The sequence below is a fragment of the Streptomyces sp. NBC_01520 genome, from assembly GCF_045040375.1.
Classification (GTDB): domain Bacteria; phylum Actinomycetota; class Actinomycetes; order Streptomycetales; family Streptomycetaceae; genus Streptomyces.
In genome coordinates this window covers 2,617,309-2,637,732 of the sequence record NZ_CP109404.1, presented here as the reverse complement: position 1 = coordinate 2,637,732, position 20,424 = coordinate 2,617,309, and the positions used below count along the sequence as shown (strand labels likewise).

19 protein-coding genes are annotated in these 20,424 nt (G+C 69.7%); 17 read left to right on the top strand and 2 right to left on the bottom strand.

Features of this window, described 5'->3' with window-relative positions; translation table 11 throughout:
- Nucleotides 1–169: 169 nt before the first annotated feature.
- From rplU to OG524_RS11930, 6 genes are all read left to right on the top strand, one after another.
- Nucleotides 170–490 (top strand): 50S ribosomal protein L21, encoded by a 321-nt coding sequence (gene rplU / locus OG524_RS11955; protein WP_405390868.1) that lies wholly within the window; start codon nucleotides 170–172, stop codon nucleotides 488–490.
- A 14-nt stretch (nucleotides 491–504) separates the two neighbouring features.
- Complete coding sequence (gene rpmA, locus OG524_RS11950) at nucleotides 505–762, top strand: 50S ribosomal protein L27 (protein ID WP_056785490.1); 258 nt, start codon at nucleotides 505–507, stop codon at nucleotides 760–762.
- 140 nt (nucleotides 763–902) lie between these two features.
- A complete protein-coding gene (gene obgE, locus OG524_RS11945) occupies nucleotides 903–2,339 on the top strand; it encodes a GTPase ObgE (protein WP_405390869.1) in 1,437 nt (478 codons plus the stop codon).
- A gap of 277 nt (nucleotides 2,340–2,616) precedes the next feature.
- Nucleotides 2,617–4,116: a D-ribitol-5-phosphate cytidylyltransferase gene (locus OG524_RS11940; RefSeq protein ID WP_405390870.1), complete on the top strand. Its 1,500-nt coding sequence runs from the start codon at nucleotides 2,617–2,619 to the stop codon at nucleotides 4,114–4,116.
- 226 nt (nucleotides 4,117–4,342) lie between these two features.
- Nucleotides 4,343–6,424 carry a hypothetical protein gene (locus OG524_RS11935; protein ID WP_405810146.1) on the top strand — a complete coding sequence of 694 codons (2,082 nt, stop codon included), beginning with the start codon at nucleotides 4,343–4,345 and terminating at the stop codon, nucleotides 6,422–6,424.
- Nucleotides 6,425–6,622: 198 nt separating this feature from the next.
- Nucleotides 6,623–7,849 carry a glycosyltransferase family 2 protein gene (locus OG524_RS11930; protein ID WP_405810144.1) on the top strand — a complete coding sequence of 409 codons (1,227 nt, stop codon included), beginning with the start codon at nucleotides 6,623–6,625 and terminating at the stop codon, nucleotides 7,847–7,849.
- Between the two features lie 33 nt (nucleotides 7,850–7,882).
- Here OG524_RS11930 and OG524_RS11925 read toward each other — a convergent pair whose 3' ends face one another.
- Nucleotides 7,883–9,307: a polysaccharide pyruvyl transferase family protein gene (locus OG524_RS11925; protein ID WP_405390873.1), complete on the bottom strand. Its 1,425-nt coding sequence runs from the start codon at nucleotides 9,305–9,307 to the stop codon at nucleotides 7,883–7,885.
- 332 nt (nucleotides 9,308–9,639) lie between these two features.
- Here OG524_RS11925 and proB point away from each other — a divergent pair, with 332 nt between their 5' ends.
- The 5 genes from proB (at nucleotide 9,640) to OG524_RS11900 (ending at nucleotide 15,185) form a co-directional block, all read left to right on the top strand.
- Nucleotides 9,640–10,758 (top strand): glutamate 5-kinase, encoded by a 1,119-nt coding sequence (gene proB, locus OG524_RS11920; RefSeq protein ID WP_405390874.1) that lies wholly within the window; start codon nucleotides 9,640–9,642, stop codon nucleotides 10,756–10,758.
- A gap of 129 nt (nucleotides 10,759–10,887) precedes the next feature.
- Nucleotides 10,888–11,373, top strand: a complete 486-nt coding sequence (locus OG524_RS11915) for a hypothetical protein (RefSeq protein WP_405390875.1) — start codon at nucleotides 10,888–10,890, stop codon at nucleotides 11,371–11,373.
- 69 nt (nucleotides 11,374–11,442) lie between these two features.
- Complete coding sequence (locus OG524_RS11910) at nucleotides 11,443–12,726, top strand: glutamate-5-semialdehyde dehydrogenase (RefSeq protein WP_405390876.1); 1,284 nt, start codon at nucleotides 11,443–11,445, stop codon at nucleotides 12,724–12,726.
- A gap of 88 nt (nucleotides 12,727–12,814) precedes the next feature.
- A complete protein-coding gene (locus tag OG524_RS11905) occupies nucleotides 12,815–13,408 on the top strand; it encodes a hypothetical protein (protein ID WP_405390877.1) in 594 nt (197 codons plus the stop codon).
- Nucleotides 13,409–14,060: 652 nt separating this feature from the next.
- Nucleotides 14,061–15,185, top strand: a complete 1,125-nt coding sequence (locus OG524_RS11900) for a hypothetical protein (protein ID WP_405390878.1) — start codon at nucleotides 14,061–14,063, stop codon at nucleotides 15,183–15,185.
- Here OG524_RS11900 and OG524_RS11895 read toward each other — a convergent pair.
- Nucleotides 15,118–16,266, bottom strand: a complete 1,149-nt coding sequence (locus tag OG524_RS11895) for a M48 family metallopeptidase (RefSeq protein ID WP_405390879.1) — start codon at nucleotides 16,264–16,266, stop codon at nucleotides 15,118–15,120. The genes OG524_RS11900 and OG524_RS11895 overlap by 68 nt on opposite strands.
- A 111-nt stretch (nucleotides 16,267–16,377) precedes the next feature.
- Between OG524_RS11895 and OG524_RS11890 the strand changes: the two genes are divergently transcribed.
- The 6 genes from OG524_RS11890 (at nucleotide 16,378) to OG524_RS11865 (ending at nucleotide 20,389) form a co-directional block, all read left to right on the top strand.
- Nucleotides 16,378–16,530 (top strand): hypothetical protein, encoded by a 153-nt coding sequence (locus tag OG524_RS11890; protein WP_405390880.1) that lies wholly within the window; start codon nucleotides 16,378–16,380, stop codon nucleotides 16,528–16,530.
- Nucleotides 16,531–16,614: 84 nt separating this feature from the next.
- Nucleotides 16,615–16,779: a hypothetical protein gene (locus tag OG524_RS11885; protein ID WP_307127075.1), complete on the top strand. Its 165-nt coding sequence runs from the start codon at nucleotides 16,615–16,617 to the stop codon at nucleotides 16,777–16,779.
- A gap of 38 nt (nucleotides 16,780–16,817) precedes the next feature.
- A complete protein-coding gene (gene nadD, locus OG524_RS11880) occupies nucleotides 16,818–17,435 on the top strand; it encodes a nicotinate-nucleotide adenylyltransferase (RefSeq protein ID WP_405390881.1) in 618 nt (205 codons plus the stop codon).
- A gap of 19 nt (nucleotides 17,436–17,454) precedes the next feature.
- Nucleotides 17,455–19,224 (top strand): LCP family protein, encoded by a 1,770-nt coding sequence (locus OG524_RS11875; RefSeq protein WP_405810139.1) that lies wholly within the window; start codon nucleotides 17,455–17,457, stop codon nucleotides 19,222–19,224.
- Between the two features lie 83 nt (nucleotides 19,225–19,307).
- The gene (gene rsfS, locus OG524_RS11870) at nucleotides 19,308–19,739 is read left to right on the top strand and encodes a ribosome silencing factor (RefSeq protein ID WP_056785448.1); all 432 of its coding nucleotides are present in this window, start codon (nucleotides 19,308–19,310) and stop codon (nucleotides 19,737–19,739) included.
- Nucleotides 19,736–20,389, top strand: a complete 654-nt coding sequence (locus tag OG524_RS11865) for a histidine phosphatase family protein (RefSeq protein WP_384493013.1) — start codon at nucleotides 19,736–19,738, stop codon at nucleotides 20,387–20,389. The genes rsfS and OG524_RS11865 overlap by 4 nt, the downstream gene beginning before the upstream one ends.
- Nucleotides 20,390–20,424 lie beyond the last annotated feature (35 nt).

The following is a 20,424-nucleotide window of genomic DNA, read 5'->3' as shown; positions in this document are numbered from 1 at the left end:
CCCCGTAGCCTTGACCCTCGGCGTGTTTCCATGCGCCTACCCCTGAGCACATCCCTCCCGGTGGATCCGTCCCCGGGGGAGGCCGCTCATCCTTCCGGACCGTCGCGGGCCTCGGCCTGCGCGAACGGCTGGCTTCAGGGGATCCGTTCCGAGTGAGAGAGAGATCCGCGTGTACGCCATCGTGCGCAGCGGTGGTCGCCAGCACAAGGTTGCTGTCGGCGACATCGTTGAGGTTGACAAGATTCCCACCGCCAAGGTTGGCGACACGGTCGAGCTCTCGACCCTGCTCGTTGTCGACGGCGACGCCGTGACCAGCGACCCCTGGGTCCTGGGCGGCATCAAGGTCCAGGCCGAGATCGTGGACCACCACAAGGGCGCGAAGATCGACATCCTTCGCTACAAGAACAAGACGGGCTACCGCCGTCGCCAGGGCCACCGCCAGCAGTACACGGCGATCAAGGTCACCGGTATCCCCGCGGCTGCGAAGTAAGGGACTGAGGAGACATGGCACATAAGAAGGGCGCATCGTCCACTCGGAACGGGCGCGATTCCAATTCCCAGCGGCTCGGCGTGAAGCGCTTCGGCGGTCAGGCCGTGAACGCCGGTGAGATCCTGGTCCGCCAGCGCGGCACCCACTTCCACCCGGGCACGGGCGTCGGCCGTGGCGGCGACGACACGCTGTTCGCGCTGACCGCCGGTGCGGTGGAGTTCGGTACCCACCGTGGCCGCAAGGTCGTGAACATCGTTCCCGTCGCTGCCTGAGTCAGGCAACGGCGAGGCGACACAGCACCTTCCGAGGGCGGATCTCAGCTTTCCCGGTAATCGGGGAAGCGGGTCCGCCCTCGGCGTGTTACGTCAAGAGACAATCCCGTATTTATCGGCAGTACCTGGAGGCACCAACCATGACCACCTTCGTGGACCGCGTCGAGCTGCATGCCGCCGCGGGTAACGGAGGCCACGGCGTGGCCTCCGTACACCGTGAGAAGTTCAAGCCGCTGGGCGGTCCCGACGGGGGCAACGGCGGGCGGGGCGGCGATGTGATCCTCGTCGTCGAGCAGGCTGTGACCACACTGCTCGACTACCACCACCACCCCCACCGCAAGGCCACGAACGGCCAGCCCGGCGCCGGTGACAACCGCTCCGGCAAGGACGGCCAGGACCTCGTGCTCCCCGTCCCGGACGGCACCGTCGTCCTCGACAAGGACGGCAACGTCCTGGCCGACCTGGTCGGCCAGGGGACCACCTTCATCGCGGGCCAGGGCGGCCGCGGCGGCCTCGGCAACGCCGCGCTGGCCTCGGCCCGCCGCAAGGCGCCCGGGTTCGCACTGCTGGGCGAGCCGGGGGAGAGCCGGGACATCGTCCTGGAGCTCAAGACCGTCGCCGACGTCGCGCTCGTCGGCTACCCGAGCGCCGGCAAGTCCTCGCTGATCTCGGTGCTCTCCGCGGCCAAGCCGAAGATCGCGGACTACCCCTTCACGACCCTCGTGCCCAACCTGGGTGTGGTCACCGCGGGCTCGACCGTCTACACCATCGCGGACGTCCCCGGGCTCATCCCGGGCGCCAGCCAGGGCAAGGGCCTCGGCCTGGAGTTCCTGCGGCACGTCGAGCGCTGCTCCGTCCTCGTGCACGTCCTGGACACCGCGACGCTGGAGTCGGACCGCGACCCGGTCTCCGACCTCGACATGATCGAGGAGGAGCTCCGGCTGTACGGCGGCCTGGAGAACCGGCCGCGCATCGTCGCCCTCAACAAGGTCGACATCCCGGACGGCCAGGACCTCGCCGACATGATCCGCCCCGACCTGGAGGCACGCGGCTACCGCGTCTTCGAGGTCTCCGCCATCGCGCACAAGGGCCTCAACGAGCTCTCGTACGCCCTCGGCGGGATCATCGCCGAGGCGCGCGCCACCAAGCCGAAGGAGGAGTCGACCCGGGTCGTCATCCGTCCCAGGGCCGTCGACGACGCGGGCTTCACGGTCCAGCGGGACGACGAGGGCATCTACCGCGTGCGCGGCGAGAAGCCCGAGCGCTGGATCCGCCAGACCGACTTCAACAACGACGAGGCCGTCGGCTACCTCGCGGACCGGCTCAACCGCCTCGGTGTCGAGGACGCACTGCGCAAGGCCGGCGCACAGGCCGGCGACGGCGTGGCCATCGGGCCCGAGGAGAACGCGGTCGTCTTCGACTGGGAGCCGAGCATGGCCGCCGGTGCGGAGATGCTCGGCCGTCGCGGCGAGGACCACCGCCTGGAGGCTCCGCGCCCCGCCGCGCAGCGCCGCCGGGAGCGGGAGTCCGAGCGCGACGACGCGCAGCGTGAGTACGACGAGTTCGACCCCTTCTAGACGCGGTGCCGGGCGCCCCTCCTCGCCGGGGGGCGCCCGGATTCACAGAGAACTGCCAGGTAGGGGGCAGTTCAGGGGCCGACGATGTGCGGATTGGGTAACACGTCTGTGGAGTCCGTCACTCCAGTTGCGGGCCCCACGGGGCCAACCTGCCTGGCCAGACAGTGAACTGCGGGTTTCCCGGAGGCGAGCAGCGGTATACGTCCGCCTTGCGAGACGGTCACGGAGAGTGCGACCATCACACTGTCTCCCCCTGTCGTCGCAAGGTAGGTCGTCTGTGTCTGTGCCGCATGAAGCCAAGCCCCGGACCACAGCGGTGGTGCTCGCCGGTGGTACCGGTCAGCGAGTGGGACTGTCGATCCCCAAGCAGCTGCTGAAGATCGCCGGTAAGGCAGTCATCGAGCACACGCTGACCATCTTCGAGAACGCCGAGGACATCGACGACGTAATCGTGCTGATGGCGCCCGGCTTCGTGCCCGACGTCGAGAAGATCGTCGCCAAGGCCGGACTGACCAAGGTCATCAAGGTCATCGAAGGCGGCAGCACCCGCAACGAGACCACCGAGCGCGCCATCGAGGCCCTCGGCGAAGGCCTCGCTGAGGGCGAGGACCGCAACGTCCTCTTCCACGACGCGGTCCGTCCGCTCCTGTCACAGCGCGTCATCAAGGACTGCGTGGATGCCCTCGACCGCTACCAGGCGGTGGACGTGGCCATCCCGTCCGCGGACACGATCATCGTGACCCGCACCCACGGCGAGGACGGCGAATTCATCACCGACGTCCCGGACCGGTCCCGGCTGCGCCGCGGCCAGACCCCGCAGGCGTTCAAGCTCTCCACGATCCGCAAGGCGTACGCGATCGCGGGCGGCGACCCCAACTTCCAGGCCACCGACGACTGTTCGGTCGTGCTGCGGTACCTCCCCGACGTACCGATCTACGTGGTCGCGGGCGACGAGTACAACATGAAGGTGACCCAGCCGGTCGACGTCTTCATCACCGACAAGCTCTTCCAGCTGGCCTCCACGGCTGCCCCACGCCAGGCCGGCGAGGCCGCCTACCGCGATCTGCTCTCGGGCAAGACCCTGGTCGTCTTCGGCGGTTCGTACGGCATCGGTGCCGACATCGCCACGCTCGCCGAGCAGTACGGCGCCAGCGTGTACGCGCTGGGCCGTTCCACGACCGGTACGCACGTCGAGAACCCGGAGCACGTCGACGACGCGCTGTCCAAGGCGTACGCGGACACCGGCCGCATCGACTACGTCATCAACACCGCGGGCGTGCTGCGCATCGGCAAGCTGGCCGAGACCGACAACACGACGATCCAGGAAGCGCTGAACGTCAATTACCTGGCGCCCGTCCAGATCGCCCGTGCCTCCTACAAGTACCTGGCGGAGACGCAGGGCCAGTTGCTGCTCTACACCTCCAGCAGCTACACCCGGGGGCGCGCCGAGTACAGCCTCTACTCGTCCACCAAGGCCGCCATGGTGAACCTCACGCAGGCACTCGCGGACGAGTGGGCCGGCGAGGGCATCCGGGTCAACTGTGTGAACCCGGAGCGCACCGCGACGCCCATGCGCACCAAGGCGTTCGGCCAGGAGCCGGACGGCTCCCTGCTCTCCTCCGAGGCCGTGGCGCGCACCTCGCTCGACGTGCTCCTCTCCGCGATGACCGGCCATGTCATCGACGTACGCCAGCAGGACCCGACGCGTGACGCCGCCGAATCCTCCGGATTCGAGCAGGCGTTGGCCTCGGTGTTGGACCGTCAGGAAGATGTGTAATAATTCTTGACAAATGGACTTTTTCGGGCCTCTGTGATCGCAGAAATGCGATCACAGAGGCCCGAGTGCGTGAAGCCGCATCTTCACATTTCCCTCCATACGTGAAACAACCGGCACCCCCTGGAGCAGGTCCTTCGTGATTTCGACAGCCATTCGCCTGGCCCGTGTGGGCAGTCGGTCAGAACTGGCGGCGGCGATACTGATGGCGCTGGGTTACCCCTGCGTCATGATTGCCGCGCTTCTCCCCGACATCTGGTTCTTCGCGGCGGCCACGGCTGTCACGTACGTCGCGGACTGGTATCTGCACCAGCGCGGCAGCTATCTGATCAACAGGCTCGGCAAGGTGCGGGCGGGGCTCTCCATCCGCTTCCTGCTCCGCCAGCTGATGATCATCCTGCTGCTGGCCCGGCTGGACCTCGCCGAGGAACCGCTGTTCTACGCGGCGGTCGCCTGCTTCCTCGTCTTCTACGGCCTGCAGGCCCCGCACGGCGCGCTGACGACCCTCATCCGGCTGCGCCGCACCATGCCGATCGTCACCCGCAACGTGGACCTGCACGCCGTCCGCATCCCCGACGCGCCGCCGCGCTCGCTGCTGCACCGCTCCGCCGAGAAGATGCTCCACCTCGACATTCCCGCGGTGGCCGGCATCCTGATCGCCGCGGGCACGGGCGAGGACCTCCTCGGGTACATCGGCGCCGGGGTCACCGTGCTCCTGGCCGTCGTCTACAACGCCCTGCTCGTCCCGTACCTGCGCAGGGCACGGCGGGTGCCGTCGGCCCCCGCCGTGCTCAAGGCCCTGGACACCTGGCTGCGTGAGTACCAGCCGACCGTCGTGCTCTACTTCTCCGGCTCGAACGAGTCCGCGTACCAGGGCAACATGTGGCTGGACACCATGGCGGCCGTCGAAGGACGCCCGCTGATCGTCATGCGCGAGCGCAACCTGGTCGCTCAGCTCGCCGACACCGCCGTACCCGTGCTCTGCATCCCCGCCGGGACGCACCTGATGAACCTGGACCTGTCCAGCGTCCGGGTCTGCCTGTATCCCGCCAACGTCGGCAAGAACATCCACATGCTGCGCGTCCCGACGATGAAGCACGTCTTCATCGGGCACGGCGACAGCGACAAGCTGGCCAGCGTCAACCCGTACTCCAAGGTGTACGACGAGGTGTGGACGGCCGGCCGTGCGGGCCGCGACCGGTACGCACTGGCTGATGTCGGCATCCGGGACGAGGACATCGTCGAGGTCGGACGCCCGCAGCTGGCGCCCATCGAGAGCTGGACCGGCACGACCAGGAACCCCATCCCGACGGTGCTGTACGCCCCCACCTGGGAGGGCTGGGACGACAACCCCGGCAACACCTCGCTGCTGCTCGCCGGTGAGAACATCGTCCGACGGCTGCTGGAGGCGGACAAGCCCGTCCGCGTCATCTACAAGCCGCACCCCTTCACCGGGATCCGCAGCGCCAAGGCCAAGGCCGTCCACGGCCGGATCAAGGCCCGGATCGCCAAGGCCACGCAGGAGCGCGCAGCCGACCCGCGCTGGGCGAAGGAGGCATCCTCGGCGGCGGCCGGACAGGGCGCTGCCAGGACCGAGCTGGCCAGGATCGAGTCGAGGCTGGCCGAGCTGGCACAGCCCGGCCGGTCCGGCGGCGACGAGTCGGAGGAGTCGCGCGTCGCGCTCGCCGACCCCGCACGCCAGGCCGCGATCGCCACGCTGCGGGCCGAGTGGAACGACGCCTACTGGCGCTCCTTCGGCTGGTGGGAGCACCGGACGGTGTCCGGCGCGCAGCCGAAGCTCTACGACTGCTTCAACCAGTCCGACGCCATGGTCTCGGACATCTCCAGCGTGGTCTCCGACTTCATCGCGAGCGGCAAGCCGTACGCGGTCACGGACTCGGGCGAGCTCGGCGTGGAGGAGTTCAAGCGCCAGAACACCGCCGTACGGGCCGCCGTCATCCTCTCCAACGGCGCCGAGGAGATCGGCGGGCTGCTGGACGCCGTCGCCGACGCGTCGGCGGACCCGCTGGCCGAGGCCCGCCACGAGCTGAAGAGCTACCTGCTGGGGCCGGACGAGCCGACCTCGATGGAACAGTTCAACGCCGCGGTGCGGGCGCTCGCGGCCAAGGCCGAGGCCCGCAACGCGGGCGTCGCCCAGCGGATCGGGGCGCAGGCCGCGCCCCTGCCCGACCCCGAGGCGGAGTCCAGCGGGGCCGGGGACGGGGTTGCGGAGGCGGTCGCGCAGGCCGAGGCCGCGGCCGATCCGGATGCCGATGCGGGAGTCGGCACAGGGCCTACCGTGGCTTGCTGACCGGCTGGTGTAATCCAGCCGTCATCCAGATGTTCGAAAGACGTCCCGATCGCGACGCAACCTACCTGACGGCCCGTCCGTCTCCTCTTGAGGAGGGGAACGAACGGGCCGTTCGGCGTATCTGTGACCGGAGCGCACGATGAGGCATCGAACTATCGTTTCTCCTGATTAGTGCGGATATGTGTGAACCGGGGAGCGATGACCACCAGCGAGCCAGATGTCAGCGTCGTCATAGGGGCCTACGAGGCGATGCCCTATCTGATCCGATGCCTGGAATCGGTCGAGGCGCAGACGCTTCCGGCCGGACGGATGGAGATCATCGCCGTCGATGACGGTTCGACGGACGGTACCGGGGAGTACCTCGAGGAATTCGCCGCCCGGACCGCGATACCGATGCGTGTCATCCGCCAGGAGAATTCCGGCGGGCCCAGCGGCCCGCGCAATGTCGGCCTCGGCCTCGCCCGCGGCCGGTACGTCTTCTTCCTCGACGCGGACGACTACTTCGGCGAGGAGGCCCTGGAACGAATGGTCTCCATGGGCGACCGGGCCGGCACGGACGTGGTGCTCGGAAAGGTCGTCGGGGTCAACCGCGGGGCGGCCAAGTCGATGTGGAAGGAAACCGTCGAACGGGCCGACCTCTATTCCTCCAACATCAAATTCACGCTGAGCGCCCAGAAGCTCTTCCGGCGGGAACTCCTCACGCGGCTCGGGATGACCTTCGACGAGGGCCTGAAGACGGGCGAGGACGCCCTCTTCACCATGGAGGCGTACCTGCGGGGCGACGGGGTCTCCGTCGTCGCCGACTACACCTGCTACTACCTGGTGGGCCGGGACGACGGCAAACACGTGACGAAGAGCGGCAGTTACCTGCTGCGCTTCGACTCGGCCCGGGCACTCATGGGGCTCATCGCCACTCACGTCCCGCCGGGGCCCGAGCGGGACGCGCTGATGGTCCGGCCCTTCGTCATCACCTTGCTCCCGCAGTTCGGGCCCGCTCTGCTGAAGCAGTCCGAGGCCGTACGGGAGGAGAAGATGCAGCTGGCGGCCCCGCTGCTGGACGCCTACTGGTCGGCGGGCCTGGGCCGTCGGCTCAAGGTCCACGAACGCCTTCGGCTGGCCTGTGTGTCGGCGGGCCGGCTCGACCTGCTCCTGGACGTCCTGCAGTTCATGCGGGACAAGCGCGAGCCCAAGGCCGTGTGCAAGGGCGTCCGGGGCCGGCTCTACCTGACCTACCCGCACTTCGGCGAGGAGGCGGTGCTGCCCGACGCCGCGTACGAGGTGACCGTGACCGAACGGATCGGCCGCCGGAGGATCGACGTGCCGGGGCGTCAGTCCACTGCCGTGTTCCTGCGGCGCCTGGCGCGCAAGGCGCGCAGGACGGCCCGGGCCACCCTGCACGTGCCACGCAGGACGCACAAGGTCTGAGCCCCGCGGAACGGCGGCAGTGGACGCGCGTCCTCACTGTTCGGGGCGCAGCAGCCTCCGGACGGGACGCCCGACCACACGCCTGGCGCGCCGGTAGGCCGAAGGCCACGCGGCGGCTCCGTCACCGGCCTGCACCTTGATGCTGACCGGGGAGGCCTTCTTGGCGAGCTGGCTCCGCAACTCGGTGTTCTGCTCGGTCAGTTCCTCCATCCGGCTCTGCATCCAGCTGAAGCGGCCGGCCAGAGACGCAGGGTCGCTGTCGATCCACGGGCTGACGCCGGGCGGGAGGGTGAGCTTGCTCATCTGCGCGTCGAACGCGGCACCGCCGTCACCGTGGGTGAAGGTGTTCTCCAGGCCGTTCTTCTCCATGAAACCGGTGAAGCGGAGGAAACGTTCCTTGTGGCCGTTCACGAGATCACCGAAGTCGGCCGCCGCGTACAGCTCGGCGGGGTCGATGTTCTTGGGGGTCTCGGAGATCTTGCGGTGCGGGATGCCGAAGTACCGGCACAGCTCCAGGGTCCGGGAGTCGCTGCAGAGCACGGTGCTCGGGACGCCCGCCAGCAGCGCCGCGATGTTGCCGTGGATGCGCGAACCGAAGGAGAAGTCGAACTCGCGCAGGTCGCTGATCCAGGTCGCCGGGTCGACGTAGAGCCGGACCTTGCCCTCGCGGTACATGGGGTGGGACGGGTGGGTCGGCATCGAGGTCAGCGCGCCGATCGGACTGGCCGTCTCCCGCCAGTGCAGCAGCTCGGCCTCAAGGAGGTTCTGCCCGACGAACCGCAGATGCGGATAGCGCTCGTGGGCCTGCCGGATGATGGCGTCGAGGCCGTGCGAACGGACGGCGCTGTGCGAGCCGTTCACCGAGACGCGGGACTCCGCGGTGAGCGTCTCGCTCTTCTTCTCCACCCGGAACGTGTCACCGTTCATGAACATGGAGGGGCAGCCGATGACCTCGACGTCCCGGAAGCCCATCTCCTTGAGGTACTGCTCCGTGAACTCGCCCCGCACGCCGATGGACGCGCTGCGGTTGAGCACCTCCGTGACGAATTCCCTGACCGTCGGCTCCATCGGCTTCAGCCGGGACGCGTTGTACTTGAGGTCGGCCTGGGCGCCGACCCCCAGCACGACGACCGGGATGCGCAGCTTCTTGATCAGCTGTGTCATCCGCTGCAGCGGGCGCTCGAACGTCGGGCGGAAGGCGTTCGCCAGGGGGACGACGAACGCGTCGTACTCCTCGTTGATCCGCGCGGCCTCGGACGCGACCGTGCGGATGCCGTTGGAGAAGACCTCTGCCCGCGGCGTCGTCAGGAGCTTGTGCGCCGCGTCGCTGAAGATCAGGTTGCCCGCGTTCGTCGCGAAGACATCTCTGTGGAGGGATTGTTCGAGTGAGGCCACATCGAAGGGGCTCTTGCCCGATCTGAGAAGAATGCGCTTTTTGCGGGTCGATTCATCAGTCACGCGTAAAGCCTAGCCCGATGAATGACCGGTGGAGATTACGTAAATGGCTCATTTCTGCGGTGTGCTGGAAGCCACCCGTGAGGGGCCCGATCCGGTAGGTGCGGCCGTTCGGGTGGGGCCGGGTGCGCGGAGGATGGTGCGGGCCGGTGCGGCGCGCGTTGTCCAGGTCCGTGCGGGTGCTGAGACGGTTCGGCACGTCCCCGGCGGCCTCGCGTAGATTGGGGGAGCCGAGCAGGACGACGTGATGGGGACGGGCGTACGTGTCAGGGGCAAGGGATTCCGAAGGCGCACTCCGCACACCCTCAGGGGACGGCGCGGGGCGGAGGCCGGGCGTGACCGACGCCCGCCGGATCGTGGTCAAGGTCGGATCCTCCTCGCTCACCACCGCGGCCGGCGGCCTGGACGCCGACCGGGTCGATGCCCTCGTCGACGTACTCGCCAAGGTCAGGAGCGGCGGGGAGCGTGAGATCGTCCTCGTCTCCAGCGGCGCGATCGCGGCCGGCCTGGCACCGCTCGGGCTCGTCCGCAGACCCAAGGACCTGGCCCGCCAGCAGGCCGCGGCCAGCGTCGGCCAGGGACTGCTCGTCGCCCGGTACACCGCCTCGTTCGCCCGCTACGGCGTACGCGTCGGCCAGGTGCTCCTCACCGCCGACGACACCAGCCGGCGGGCGCACTACCGCAACGCGTACAGCACCCTCGACCAGCTCCTGGAGATGGGCGCGCTCCCGGTCGTCAACGAGAACGACACCGTGGCCACCGACGAGATCCGGTTCGGCGACAACGACCGGCTGGCCGCACTCGTCGCCCACCTCGTCCACGCCGACCTCCTCGTCCTCCTCTCCGACGTCGACGGCCTCTACGACGGCGACCCCAGCACGCCCGGCACCTCCCGCGTCGCCGAGGTGGGCGGACCGGCGGACCTGGAAGGCGTCACGATCGGCAGCGCAGGCAAGGCCGGGGTCGGAACCGGCGGCATGGTCACCAAGGTCGAGGCGGCGCGGATCGCCACCGCCGCCGGAGTCCCCGTCGTCCTCACCTCGGCGAGCCGGGTCGCCGACGCCCTCGCGGGCCGCGACACCGGCACGTACTTCCACCGCACGGGGCGCCGTTCGGCCGACCGGCTGCTCTGGCTGGCCCACGCCTCGACCCCGCAGGGCGCGCTCACCCTCGACGACGGAGCCGTGAAAGCCGTCGTCGAACGCCGCACCTCGCTGCTGCCGGCCGGGATCAGCGCGGTCGAGGGCGAGTTCTCCGCGGGCGACCCGGTGGAACTGCGGGACCCGGCGGGCCGGGCCGTCGCCCGCGGACTCGTCAACTTCGACGCCAAGGAGATCCCCCAGCTGCTCGGCCGCTCCACCCGCGACCTGGCACGCGAACTGGGCCCCGCCTACGAGCGCGAGGTCGTACACAGGGACGATCTCGTCGTCCTCACGCCCCGCCTCTCCCCCTGAAACGGCCGAAAGTCCAGCCTTCGGGCGGAGACCTTCACCAAAACCGCCCCAAGCCCGGCCCCGGACTGGTCAACTTTGTCACGGGGACACAACGGGTCAGCACAGCTACACATTCACAGGAGGCCGCCGGTGAGACGAGCGCGCCCGGGGGCGCCGCCCCGCGGAACGGGCAGCCGTGCCCTGACCAGCGTCGGAGCAGGCGCCGACTTCGGCGGTCCGCCCACCGACCGGACCCTTGAGCAGGAACCGGTGGTGGTGAGCGAGGAACAGACCCGGTCCAAGCTGTGGCACATCACCCTCAGCGTCTCCGGCGGCGAGACTCCGCTGAAGGAGGTCAGACGCGGGCTGGAACAGCTGGCGCACGACCACCCGTTCCTGCTGACCAGCCGGTATGCCAACGACCACGCGGAAGTCCGCTACTGGGAAGAGGCGCGGGACCTCCACGACGCCGCTGCCGTCGCACTGCGGCTGTGGGGCGAACACCGTTCCAGTGCCGGACTCCCGCCCTGGGAGATCGTCGGCCTGGAGGTCATCGACCGTGAGACCTACCACCAGCGCGTCGCCGAGGGCTACGGTCCACCGCCGGCGGCCCCGGTCGGCGTGCACCCGTTCTGACGGCGGGCATCCGTCTCGCATCACGGGATACGTGACGGATGCCCGCAGTGTGCGCATTACCCTGCGGGCATGACCACGCTCTCGCCGTACGACAACATGTCCCCGGTCGTCCAGGCCGCCTACCGGGCACGCGCCGCCGCCGCCGACATCGCGCCACTCCCGCGCTCGGCGAAGGACGATGCGCTCCTGGCGATCGCGGACGCGCTCGAGGTGCGCACCGGCGAGATCGTCGAGGCCAACGCCGAGGACGTGGTGCGTGCCCGCGAGGCCGGGACGAGCGAGTCGATCGTCGACCGGCTGACGCTCACCCCCGAGCGGATCCGCGCGATCGCGGCCGACGTGCGCGATGTGGCGGCGCTGCCCGACCCGGTCGGCGAAGTCGTCCGCGGCTCCACCCTCCCCAACGGCATCGACCTGCGCCAGGTGCGCGTGCCGCTCGGGGTGGTCGGCATCATCTACGAGGCCCGGCCCAACGTGACGGTCGACGCCGCCGCCCTCTGCCTCAAGTCCGGCAACGCCGTGCTGCTGCGCGGATCGTCGTCGGCGTACGCCTCCAACAGCGCCCTCGTACGGGTTCTCCGCGACGCGGTGGGCGGCTCCGGCCTCCCGGCCGACGCGGTGCAGCTCGTCCCGGGCGAGAACCGCGACTCGGTCCGTGAACTCATGCGCGCCCGCGGCCTGGTGGACGTACTGATCCCGCGCGGCGGTGCCTCACTGATCCGCACCGTCGTGGAGGAGTCGACGGTCCCGGTCATCGAGACCGGCACCGGCAACTGCCATGTGTACGTGGACGCGCAGACCGATCTCGGCATGGCCGTCGACATCCTGATCAACTCCAAGGCACAGCGCCCGAGTGTCTGCAACGCCGCCGAGACCCTCCTGGTCCACAAGGACGTCGCCGCGGACTTCCTGCCGCGGGCGCTGGAGGCACTGGCCGAGGCCGGGGTGACCGTGCACGGCGACGAGCAGGTGCTGGAGTACGCCGAAGGGTCCAAGGCCACGGTCGTCGCGGCGACGGCGGAGGACTGGGAGACCGAATACCTCTCGTACGACATCGCGGCCGCGGTCGTGGAGTCGCTGGAGGCGGCCGTGGCGCACATCCGCCTCTGGTCGTCCGGCCACACCGAGGCGATCGTCACCACCTCGCAGGCAGCGGCACGCCGGTTCACCCAGTTGGTGGATTCCACGACGGTGGCCGTGAACGCGTCCACACGCTTCACGGACGGCGGGCAGTTCGGATTCGGTGCCGAGATCGGCATCTCCACGCAGAAGCTGCACGCCCGCGGCCCGATGGGACTGCCGGAGCTCACGTCGACGAAGTACATCGTCACGGGCGACGGTCACATCCGCTAGCACGGCGGCCCGGTGCGCCCGCGTGAGCCCTGGCGAGGAGTTTGCGGGCTCTCTGCCCAAAACGCCCCGCCGGGGCTACGCTGAAGCTGTGCCGGACGACGTGGGGGGCAGGCCGTTCCCGGACGGCTGGGAGCCCGACGACGACCGCGGGGGTGCGGACGAGGACTTCGCCTCCGTGGTGTTCGACGAGGACTTCGTACGGTCCGCCGAGATCCACGAACCCACCGCGGTGGAGCGGCTGCTCGCCGCCGCGGAGGCCCGCGCCGAGGCAGAGGCCGGCCGGGCACGCTCCGGCCGCGGCTCCATGGACGACGACCTCTACGGCTACGGGCCGGACGCCGTGTACGGCCACCAGAGGCCCTTCGGGGACGCCCATGGCCCCGACGGGGCCTACAGCGACGATGAGGACGACCAGGGTCCGTACGGGCGCCATGGCGGCGCTCTGCGCCCCTACCGGGGCACCGCGCGCTGGCACCGGCCGGTCGCCTGGCTGCTCGCCCTGCTGATGGGCATCGGCATGGTCGCGCTGGCGTTCAGTGCCGTCTACCGGGGTACCGCGGGGAACCGGCAGGACCAGGTCCCGCCCCCGGCTACGAGCGGCGTCGACGCACCGGGCGCCACCCCGTCCGCCTCGGCCGACCACTCACGCCCGGCGGTATCCGCAGTACCACGCACACCCTGAGCGCCTGGTGCCTGCTGCCCTGAGTGCCTGCCTGGTGGCTGTGCGGTCTGCGGTGGTGGGCAGGGGAGGTGGGACGCTGCGCAGCGGAACGGTGCGGGCCCTGGCTTCGGGGCGTGGGCGGCCGTCGGCCGGGCCGTCACCCTGGAGCGGCCCCCGAACCCATGCTTCGGGCGCAGGCGGGCAGGGGCCGGCCCCGCTCGGGCTCCGGCTCGTGCCCCTCCCGAGCACCCCGCACCCACCCACGTATGGCCCACCCTCCCCGCGCCGCCCACGGGATGGCGTAACGCGACGCACGCCGGTGAGACCCGGCGACGAGGCCGGGGGAGCGGCGCCGGGCAGGGGGCCCGGGCAGGCGCCGCAGCAGGCCGCGATCCCCTCCGCGCTCGCGGTCCTGCCATCACCGGTGCCCCGGGTCACGCCCCCACCCCGCACTCCCGACTGTGCTCCCGCCTGCGGCGCGTTTACCTTGATGACGATCGACCTAATCTGAAGGTATGACCCCGGCCCCTCCTCCCGTCCCCGTCCCCGGGGAGAGGGCCACTCATCTGTTCGTGTGTCGATCGAACCCGTGACGGACAGGTCCGCCCGAGCCCCCGCCCGAGGCGGATCCCAGCGCCCGCCCTGAACGGTGGCGCGGAGATCGGGAGAAGTTATGACAGGCCGCGGAGAACCGCCGGAAGGTCCGCCCGAGAACCCCTCGGGCAGCGAGGACGAGTACCGCTCCCTCGTCTTCGACGAATCGTTCGTGCGCGCTGCCCGGCTGCAGGAATTCTCGGCGCAGGAACGGATGGGCGAACACGCACGCGCCGTACGCTCCCTGCCGGGCGGCGGCCCCCGTCGGCGCTCCCGGGCCGCCATCGCCCTCGTCGTGCTGATCGCGCTGGCGTTCGCCACCGCCGTCTACATCGGCTTCCGCAACCCCTACCCGCAGCCCGTCGGCCGGCACGCCGAGCCGCTGCGGACCACCGTGATACCCCTAGCTCCGCGAGGTGCGGTCCCCGGCGGAACCCCTGAGGCACTCCTGGACGCGGGTCCCGCCGCGGAATTCCCGACCGGTGCGGCCGGAATCAACCTGCCTGGGGTCCGGCGGACCAAGAACTTCTCGGACAGCCAGGTGACCATTGCCCTGACCACGGTCAAGGACTACCTGGTGGAGTCCTCCCTCGACCCCGACGTACTCACCGGCGGTGTCGTCCGGCCGGTCGGAAGGCTGCTCGACCCGGAACAGGCGGCCCAGTTCGACCGGAGCGTGAACTCACCGGCCGACGACGGCGAGCACATCGCCACGGGCTGGCTGGTGCGCTTCGACCCGGCCGAGGTGGAACTCGCCGACCCCGAGATCCGGGTCCGCGGGACCCTCAGCTACGCGGAGGCGGGGGCGGGGGCGGACACCCTGGAGGTGGTGTCCGACCACACCTTCACGTACGCGCTGCGCCCCTCCACGCCCGGCCCCCACCGGACGGACGACGCCTCGCTGTTCACCGTGCGGCGAATCCTGCACTTCCTCCTCGACCGGGAAGACCTCCGGCTGCACCGGCTGGAGGTACGCAGCGCCCATGTCCAGGCCGGTCCGCAGTCGTGCTCGGCCGACCCGGCCGGTGCCCTGCGTCCGCTGCTCGCCGGCGAGCGGGCGGACCCCCGGGGACCGGCCGGCACCGACCCGTACGCCACGGGCCTGCCCATGGCGGGCATGTGCGGGACGCTGGAGGTCAGCTCCCCGTCCCCGGGCCCTCCTCAGGGTCCGGACGCCGCCAGGTCCCTTCCGAGCCGCCCGTAGCGTCGCCCGCCGGGGCGCCGCCCTTGCCGGTGGAACCACCGCTCCCGCCGGCCGCACCGGTCGCGCCGGTGAACTTGTCGCGGAGCTTGCCGCCCAGGTCGCCCGCACCGCCCGCGATGTCACCCACGAGCTTCATCAGCGGGTCCTTGCTGGTCCGCACCGTGTCCGCGTAGTGCGAGGCGGATTCCCGGAAGGAATCCGTCACCGAGGCGTCCTTGTCCCCGTCGCGCCTCGGGTAGTGGCCGTCCATGATCCGCTGGAAGTCCCGGGTCTCGGACCACTTCTTCAGCTCGGCGGCCCGCACGGTGGTGAAGGGGTGCGACCTCGGCAGCACATTGAGGATCTTGAGCACCGAGTCGCGGAGGTCACCCGCCTTCTCGTACTCGTCCGCCTGGGCGAGGAAGGCGTCCACATTCATCTCGTGGAGGTGATTGCCGCCCGAGATCTTCATCAGTCCGCGCATCGAGGCCTGCTGATCCTGCCCGACCAGCAGCCCGGCCCGGTCGGCGGACAGCTCCGACTTGCGGAACCACTCGCGCAGCGCCGTCACTATGGCCATGACCGTGACGTTGCCGAGCGGGATCCACGCCACCTTGACCGCGAGGCCGGTGAGGAAGAGCAATATCGTGCGGTACACCGAGTGACCGGAGAGCGCGTGGCCCACCTCGTGGCCCACGACGGCCCGCATCTCCTCCTCGTCGAGGAGCTCCACCAGCCCGGTCGTCACCACGATGATCGGCTCGTCCAGGCCGATACACATGGCGTTGGGCTGGGGGTCCTGCTTGACGTACATCGTCGGGACCTTCTCCAGGTCCAGGATGTAACACGCGTCGCGCAGCATGTCGTTGAGATGCGCGAACTGGGCGTCGCTCACCCGGACGGAGTCCGACAGGAAGAGCAGCCGCAGACTGCGCTCGGGGAGCAGCCCGCTGAGCGCCTTGAACACGGTGTCGAAACCGGTCAGCTTGCGCAGGGCCACCAGGGCCGAGCGGTCCGCCGGATGCTCGTAGGCACGCGAGGAGATGCCCGGGAATCGCTTGCGCTGCCTGCTCGGCACGCTCTCGTGACTGTTGTCGGTCATGGATGGCCCCCTGTTCGTACGAGACGTTGCTCGTCCCCCTGACACATGCCAGCGTATGTGCTGGCGCTACGGTGTGCGGGGGGCTGTGGATAACTTTGAGGAGCGCCCGAAATGCCGCACACCGCCGCACTGCTCGCCGCCGTGTCCGAGGACCAGGGGGCAGGCAGCACACTGCGCGTCGTGCTCGTCGTTTCGCTCCTCGGAGCTGCCCTGCTCGCCTGGTTCCTGCTACGTGGATACCGCAACGACGAGAACAACGACTGAGTCGGCGTGAGCGTGTCCGTGACGCCCGCATACGATGTGCGCGACGTCTTCCTTCCGACTCCCGATCGATAGGTCCTGCAGAAGATGAGCCTCACGAGCACCGCGCACCAGCTGGTCACCCTCGCCTCCGAGGGCGGCGAGCAAGGTGGTAACCACGAAAGCCTCAGCCCGTACCTCACCGGTGGCGGCGCGTTCGTCGTGCTGCTGCTCCTGCTGTGGATCACCACTCGCTTCAACCGGGACCGCTGAGACGCAGGCGAACAGCCGTACGAGTAGGGTCTGCACGCATGGGAGAGCAGGAAGTGCCTACCGGACGCGGCAAGCGCCGACTCGGCGTGATGGGCGGGACGTTCGACCCCATCCACCACGGACACCTGGTGGCGGCCAGCGAAGTGGCCGCCCAGTTCGACCTCGACGAGGTCGTGTTCGTCCCGACCGGGCAGCCGTGGCAGAAGAGCCACAAGCAGGTGTCCCCGGCCGAGGACCGCTACCTGATGACGGTCATCGCCACGGCGTCCAACCCGCAGTTCTCGGTCAGCCGCAGCGACATCGACCGCGGCGGACCGACGTACACCATCGATACGCTGCGGGATCTGCGGACGGCCAACGGTGACGCGGACCTCTTCTTCATCACCGGCGCCGACGCGCTGTCCCAGATCCTCACCTGGCGGGACGCGGAGGAGCTCTTCTCGCTCTCCCACTTCATCGGTGTGACCCGGCCGGGCCATGTACTGACTGACGACGGGCTGCCCAAGGGCGGCGTCTCGCTCGTCGAGGTGCCCGCGCTGGCGATCTCGTCCACGGACTGCCGCGCGAGGGTCGCACAGGGGGAGCCGGTCTGGTACCTGGTGCCGGACGGTGTGGTCCGCTACATCGACAAGCGCCAGCTGTACCGCGCCGAATGAGCCACGTAGAGGGGCACCGGTGAACGACCGACAGAACCCGTACGACCCGTACTACCAGCAGCAGCCGCAGATCATCGGCTACGACGAGTACGGGCAGCCGGTCTATCAGCAGCAAGGGCAGCAGTCGGGACAGCAGCAGTACGACCCGTATGCGCAGCAACAGCCCCAGCAGCCGCACCAGCAGGGCGGGCAGACGCAGCCGGGCTACGCGGACCAGGGATACGGCTACGACCCCTACACCGGCACCCAGCAGCAGTACGACCCGTACGCCGCCCAGCAGCAGGCGCAGCCGGCACAGCACCCCCAGCAGGCTCAGCCCGCACAGCAGGACTACGGATACGACGGCGCCTACGGCACGTACGGCTACGACACGGGCCCGCAGCCGGTCGTGGACGATTCCGCACAGCAGTGGAACACCGCTCAGAACCAGGTGGCCGCTCCGCCCGAGCGGGAGCCCGAACCGCAGCGGGAGCCCGAACCCCTTCCCGACGCCGTCGTCCCCGAACAGCGCCGCGCCGACCGGGACTACCGCACGGAACAGTTCTCCTTCATCGAGGAGCCCGACGAGGACTCCGAAGACGTCATCGACTGGCTGAAATTCACCGAGAGCCGCAGCGAGCGGCGCGAGGAAGCGCGGCGCCGCGGGCGCAACCGGATGGTCGCGCTCATAGTCGTGGTGGCCCTCGTCGTCGTCGGCGGCGCGGGCTACCTCTGGTTCGCCGGCAAGATCCCCGGCGTCTCGGGCCAGGACGGGCAGGAGTCCACGGCGACCGGCCCGCAGAAGCGTGACGTCATCGTCGTCCACCTGCACAACACCAAGAAGGACGGCACCTCCACGGTGCTGCTCGTCGACAACGTGACCACGGAGCAGGGGACCACCGTCCTGCTGCCCAACTCGCTCGCCGTGGCCACGGACGACGGTTCCACCACCACGCTCGGCAAGTCCGTCGACGACGACGGCTCAACCGGTACGCGCGAGGCCATCGACACCCTGCTCGGCACCAGGATCAGCGGCACCTGGCGGCTCGACACCCCGTACCTGGAGAACCTCGTCGAGCTCGTGGGCAACATCGAGGTCGACACCGACATCGCGGTGCCCGACGCCAAGAAGGGTGCGGCGCCGCTCGTGAACAAGGGGGAGGCGCAGACGCTGAGCGGCCAGATGGCCGTCGCGTACGCCACCTACCAGGCCCCGGGCGAGCCGCAGGCCAAGCAGCTGATGCGCTTCGGCGAGGTCTTGCGCAGCACGCTGCGCAAGATGTCCGAGGACCCCAAGGCCGCGACGGTCACCATCGAGACGCTGGCTCAGATCCTCGACCCGTCGCTGCCCGAGCAGGACCTGGGGGCCTCGCTGGCGAAACTCGCCGGGCACGCCAAGGTCGGCGACTACAAGACGGCGCTGCTCCCCGTCCAGGACGACGGAACGCTCACAGAGAAGGCCACCGAGAGTGTCGTCAAGGACGTCCTGGGCGGCGCGGTCAAGGCTCCGGACCCGGACGCGGCGGTACGCGTCGGGATCAAGAACGCCACGGGCGACACCAAGGGCTCGGAGTTCGCCAGGGTCCAGCTGGTCAACGGCGGATATGCCTTCGTCGACAGCGGCAAGGCGGACCCCGCGGCAACGTCCGAGGTGACCTACAGAACCGCTGAGGACAAGGCGAAGGCGGTCGAGGTCGCCAAGACCCTGGGCCTTCCCGAGGACGCGGCGAAGAAGGGCGAGCCCGCCGCGAACGCCGACGTGTCCGTCCTGCTCGGACAGAACTACAAGATGCCGGAACAGACGTCGTGAAGACGCCGGAACAGACGTCGTAAGGGCTGTCGGCGGTCCGTGAGACCCTAGAGGTTGATCTGACCGCCGACGAAAGCCTGCATGTGACCGCCACGGACCGCTCCATCGAGCTCATCAACGCTGCCGCCCAGGCGGCAGCCGACCGGCTCGCGCACGACATCATCGCCTACGACGTCAGCGACGTGCTGTCGATCACCGACGCCTTCCTGCTGGCCTCGGCTCCCAACGACCGCCAGGTCAAGTCGATCGTCGACGAGATCGAGGAGCGGCTGCAGAAGGAGCTCGGCGCCAAGCCGGTTCGCCGCGAGGGCGACCGCGACGCCCGCTGGATCCTCCTCGACTACGTCGACATCGTGATCCATGTCCAGCACAGCGAGGAGCGTGTGTTCTACGCGCTCGAGCGCCTGTGGAAGGACTGCCCGGAGATCGCGCTCCCCGAGGACGCGCTCAAGACCCGCGGCAAGGCCGAGGAGCACGCACAGCTCCACGGCGTCACGGAAGGTGAGCAGAGCTGAACGGCAGCAGGAGCGGCAGAGGCCGCAGGATCGTCCTCTGGCGGCACGGCCAGACGGCGTGGAATCTGGAACGCCGATTCCAGGGCTCCACGGACATCGAGCTGACCGAGGCCGGCGTCGGGCAGGCCCGCAGGGCCGCCCGGCTGCTCGCTTCGCTGAAGCCGGACGCGATCGTCGCCTCCGACCTGCGGCGGGCGGCGGCCACGGCCGGTGAGCTCGCCGCGGTCACCGGCCTCGACGTCGCACACGACTCCGCACTGCGTGAGACGTATGCCGGTGCCTGGCAAGGGCTCACCCACGAGGAGATCGTCGAGCAGTACGGCGAGCAGTACGCCTCGTGGAAGCGTGGCGAGCCCGTGCGCAGGGGCGGTGGCGAGCTGGAGACCGAGGTCGCCGACCGGGCTGCCCCGGTGGTCCTGGAGCACGCCGGCAAGCTTCCCGACGCGGGCACGCTCGTCGTGGTGAGCCACGGCGGCACGATCCGGACGACCATCGGCCGTCTTCTCGGGCTGGAATCGCAGCACTGGGAGGGGCTCGGCGGGCTTTCCAACTGCTGCTGGTCCGTCCTGGGCGAGGGCGCGCGCGGCTGGCGCCTGCTCGAGCACAACGCCGGGACGCTTCCCGAGCCGGTCCTCGGGGACGACGACTAGCGGGTGCCCGGAGGGCGTCTTCGGGCGGCGGGGGC

What these genes read in the sequence shown, in the direction of transcription:
- OG524_RS11885 (WP_307127075.1), top strand. Translation starts at nt 16,615, where the DNA reads ATGAGCCTCACGAGCACCGCGCACCAGCTGGTCACCCTCGCCTCCGAG.
- OG524_RS11895 (WP_405390879.1), bottom strand. Translation starts at nt 16,266, where the DNA reads ATGACCGACAACAGTCACGAGAGCGTGCCGAGCAGGCAGCGCAAGCGA.
- OG524_RS11900 (WP_405390878.1), top strand. Translation starts at nt 14,061, where the DNA reads ATGACAGGCCGCGGAGAACCGCCGGAAGGTCCGCCCGAGAACCCCTCG.
- nadD (WP_405390881.1), top strand. Translation starts at nt 16,818, where the DNA reads ATGGGAGAGCAGGAAGTGCCTACCGGACGCGGCAAGCGCCGACTCGGC.
- OG524_RS11935 (WP_405810146.1), top strand. Translation starts at nt 4,343, where the DNA reads ATGATTGCCGCGCTTCTCCCCGACATCTGGTTCTTCGCGGCGGCCACG.
- rpmA (WP_056785490.1), top strand. Translation starts at nt 505, where the DNA reads ATGGCACATAAGAAGGGCGCATCGTCCACTCGGAACGGGCGCGATTCC.
- obgE (WP_405390869.1), top strand. Translation starts at nt 903, where the DNA reads ATGACCACCTTCGTGGACCGCGTCGAGCTGCATGCCGCCGCGGGTAAC.
- OG524_RS11930 (WP_405810144.1), top strand. Translation starts at nt 6,623, where the DNA reads ATGACCACCAGCGAGCCAGATGTCAGCGTCGTCATAGGGGCCTACGAG.
- OG524_RS11890 (WP_405390880.1), top strand. Translation starts at nt 16,378, where the DNA reads ATGCCGCACACCGCCGCACTGCTCGCCGCCGTGTCCGAGGACCAGGGG.
- OG524_RS11910 (WP_405390876.1), top strand. Translation starts at nt 11,443, where the DNA reads ATGACCACGCTCTCGCCGTACGACAACATGTCCCCGGTCGTCCAGGCC.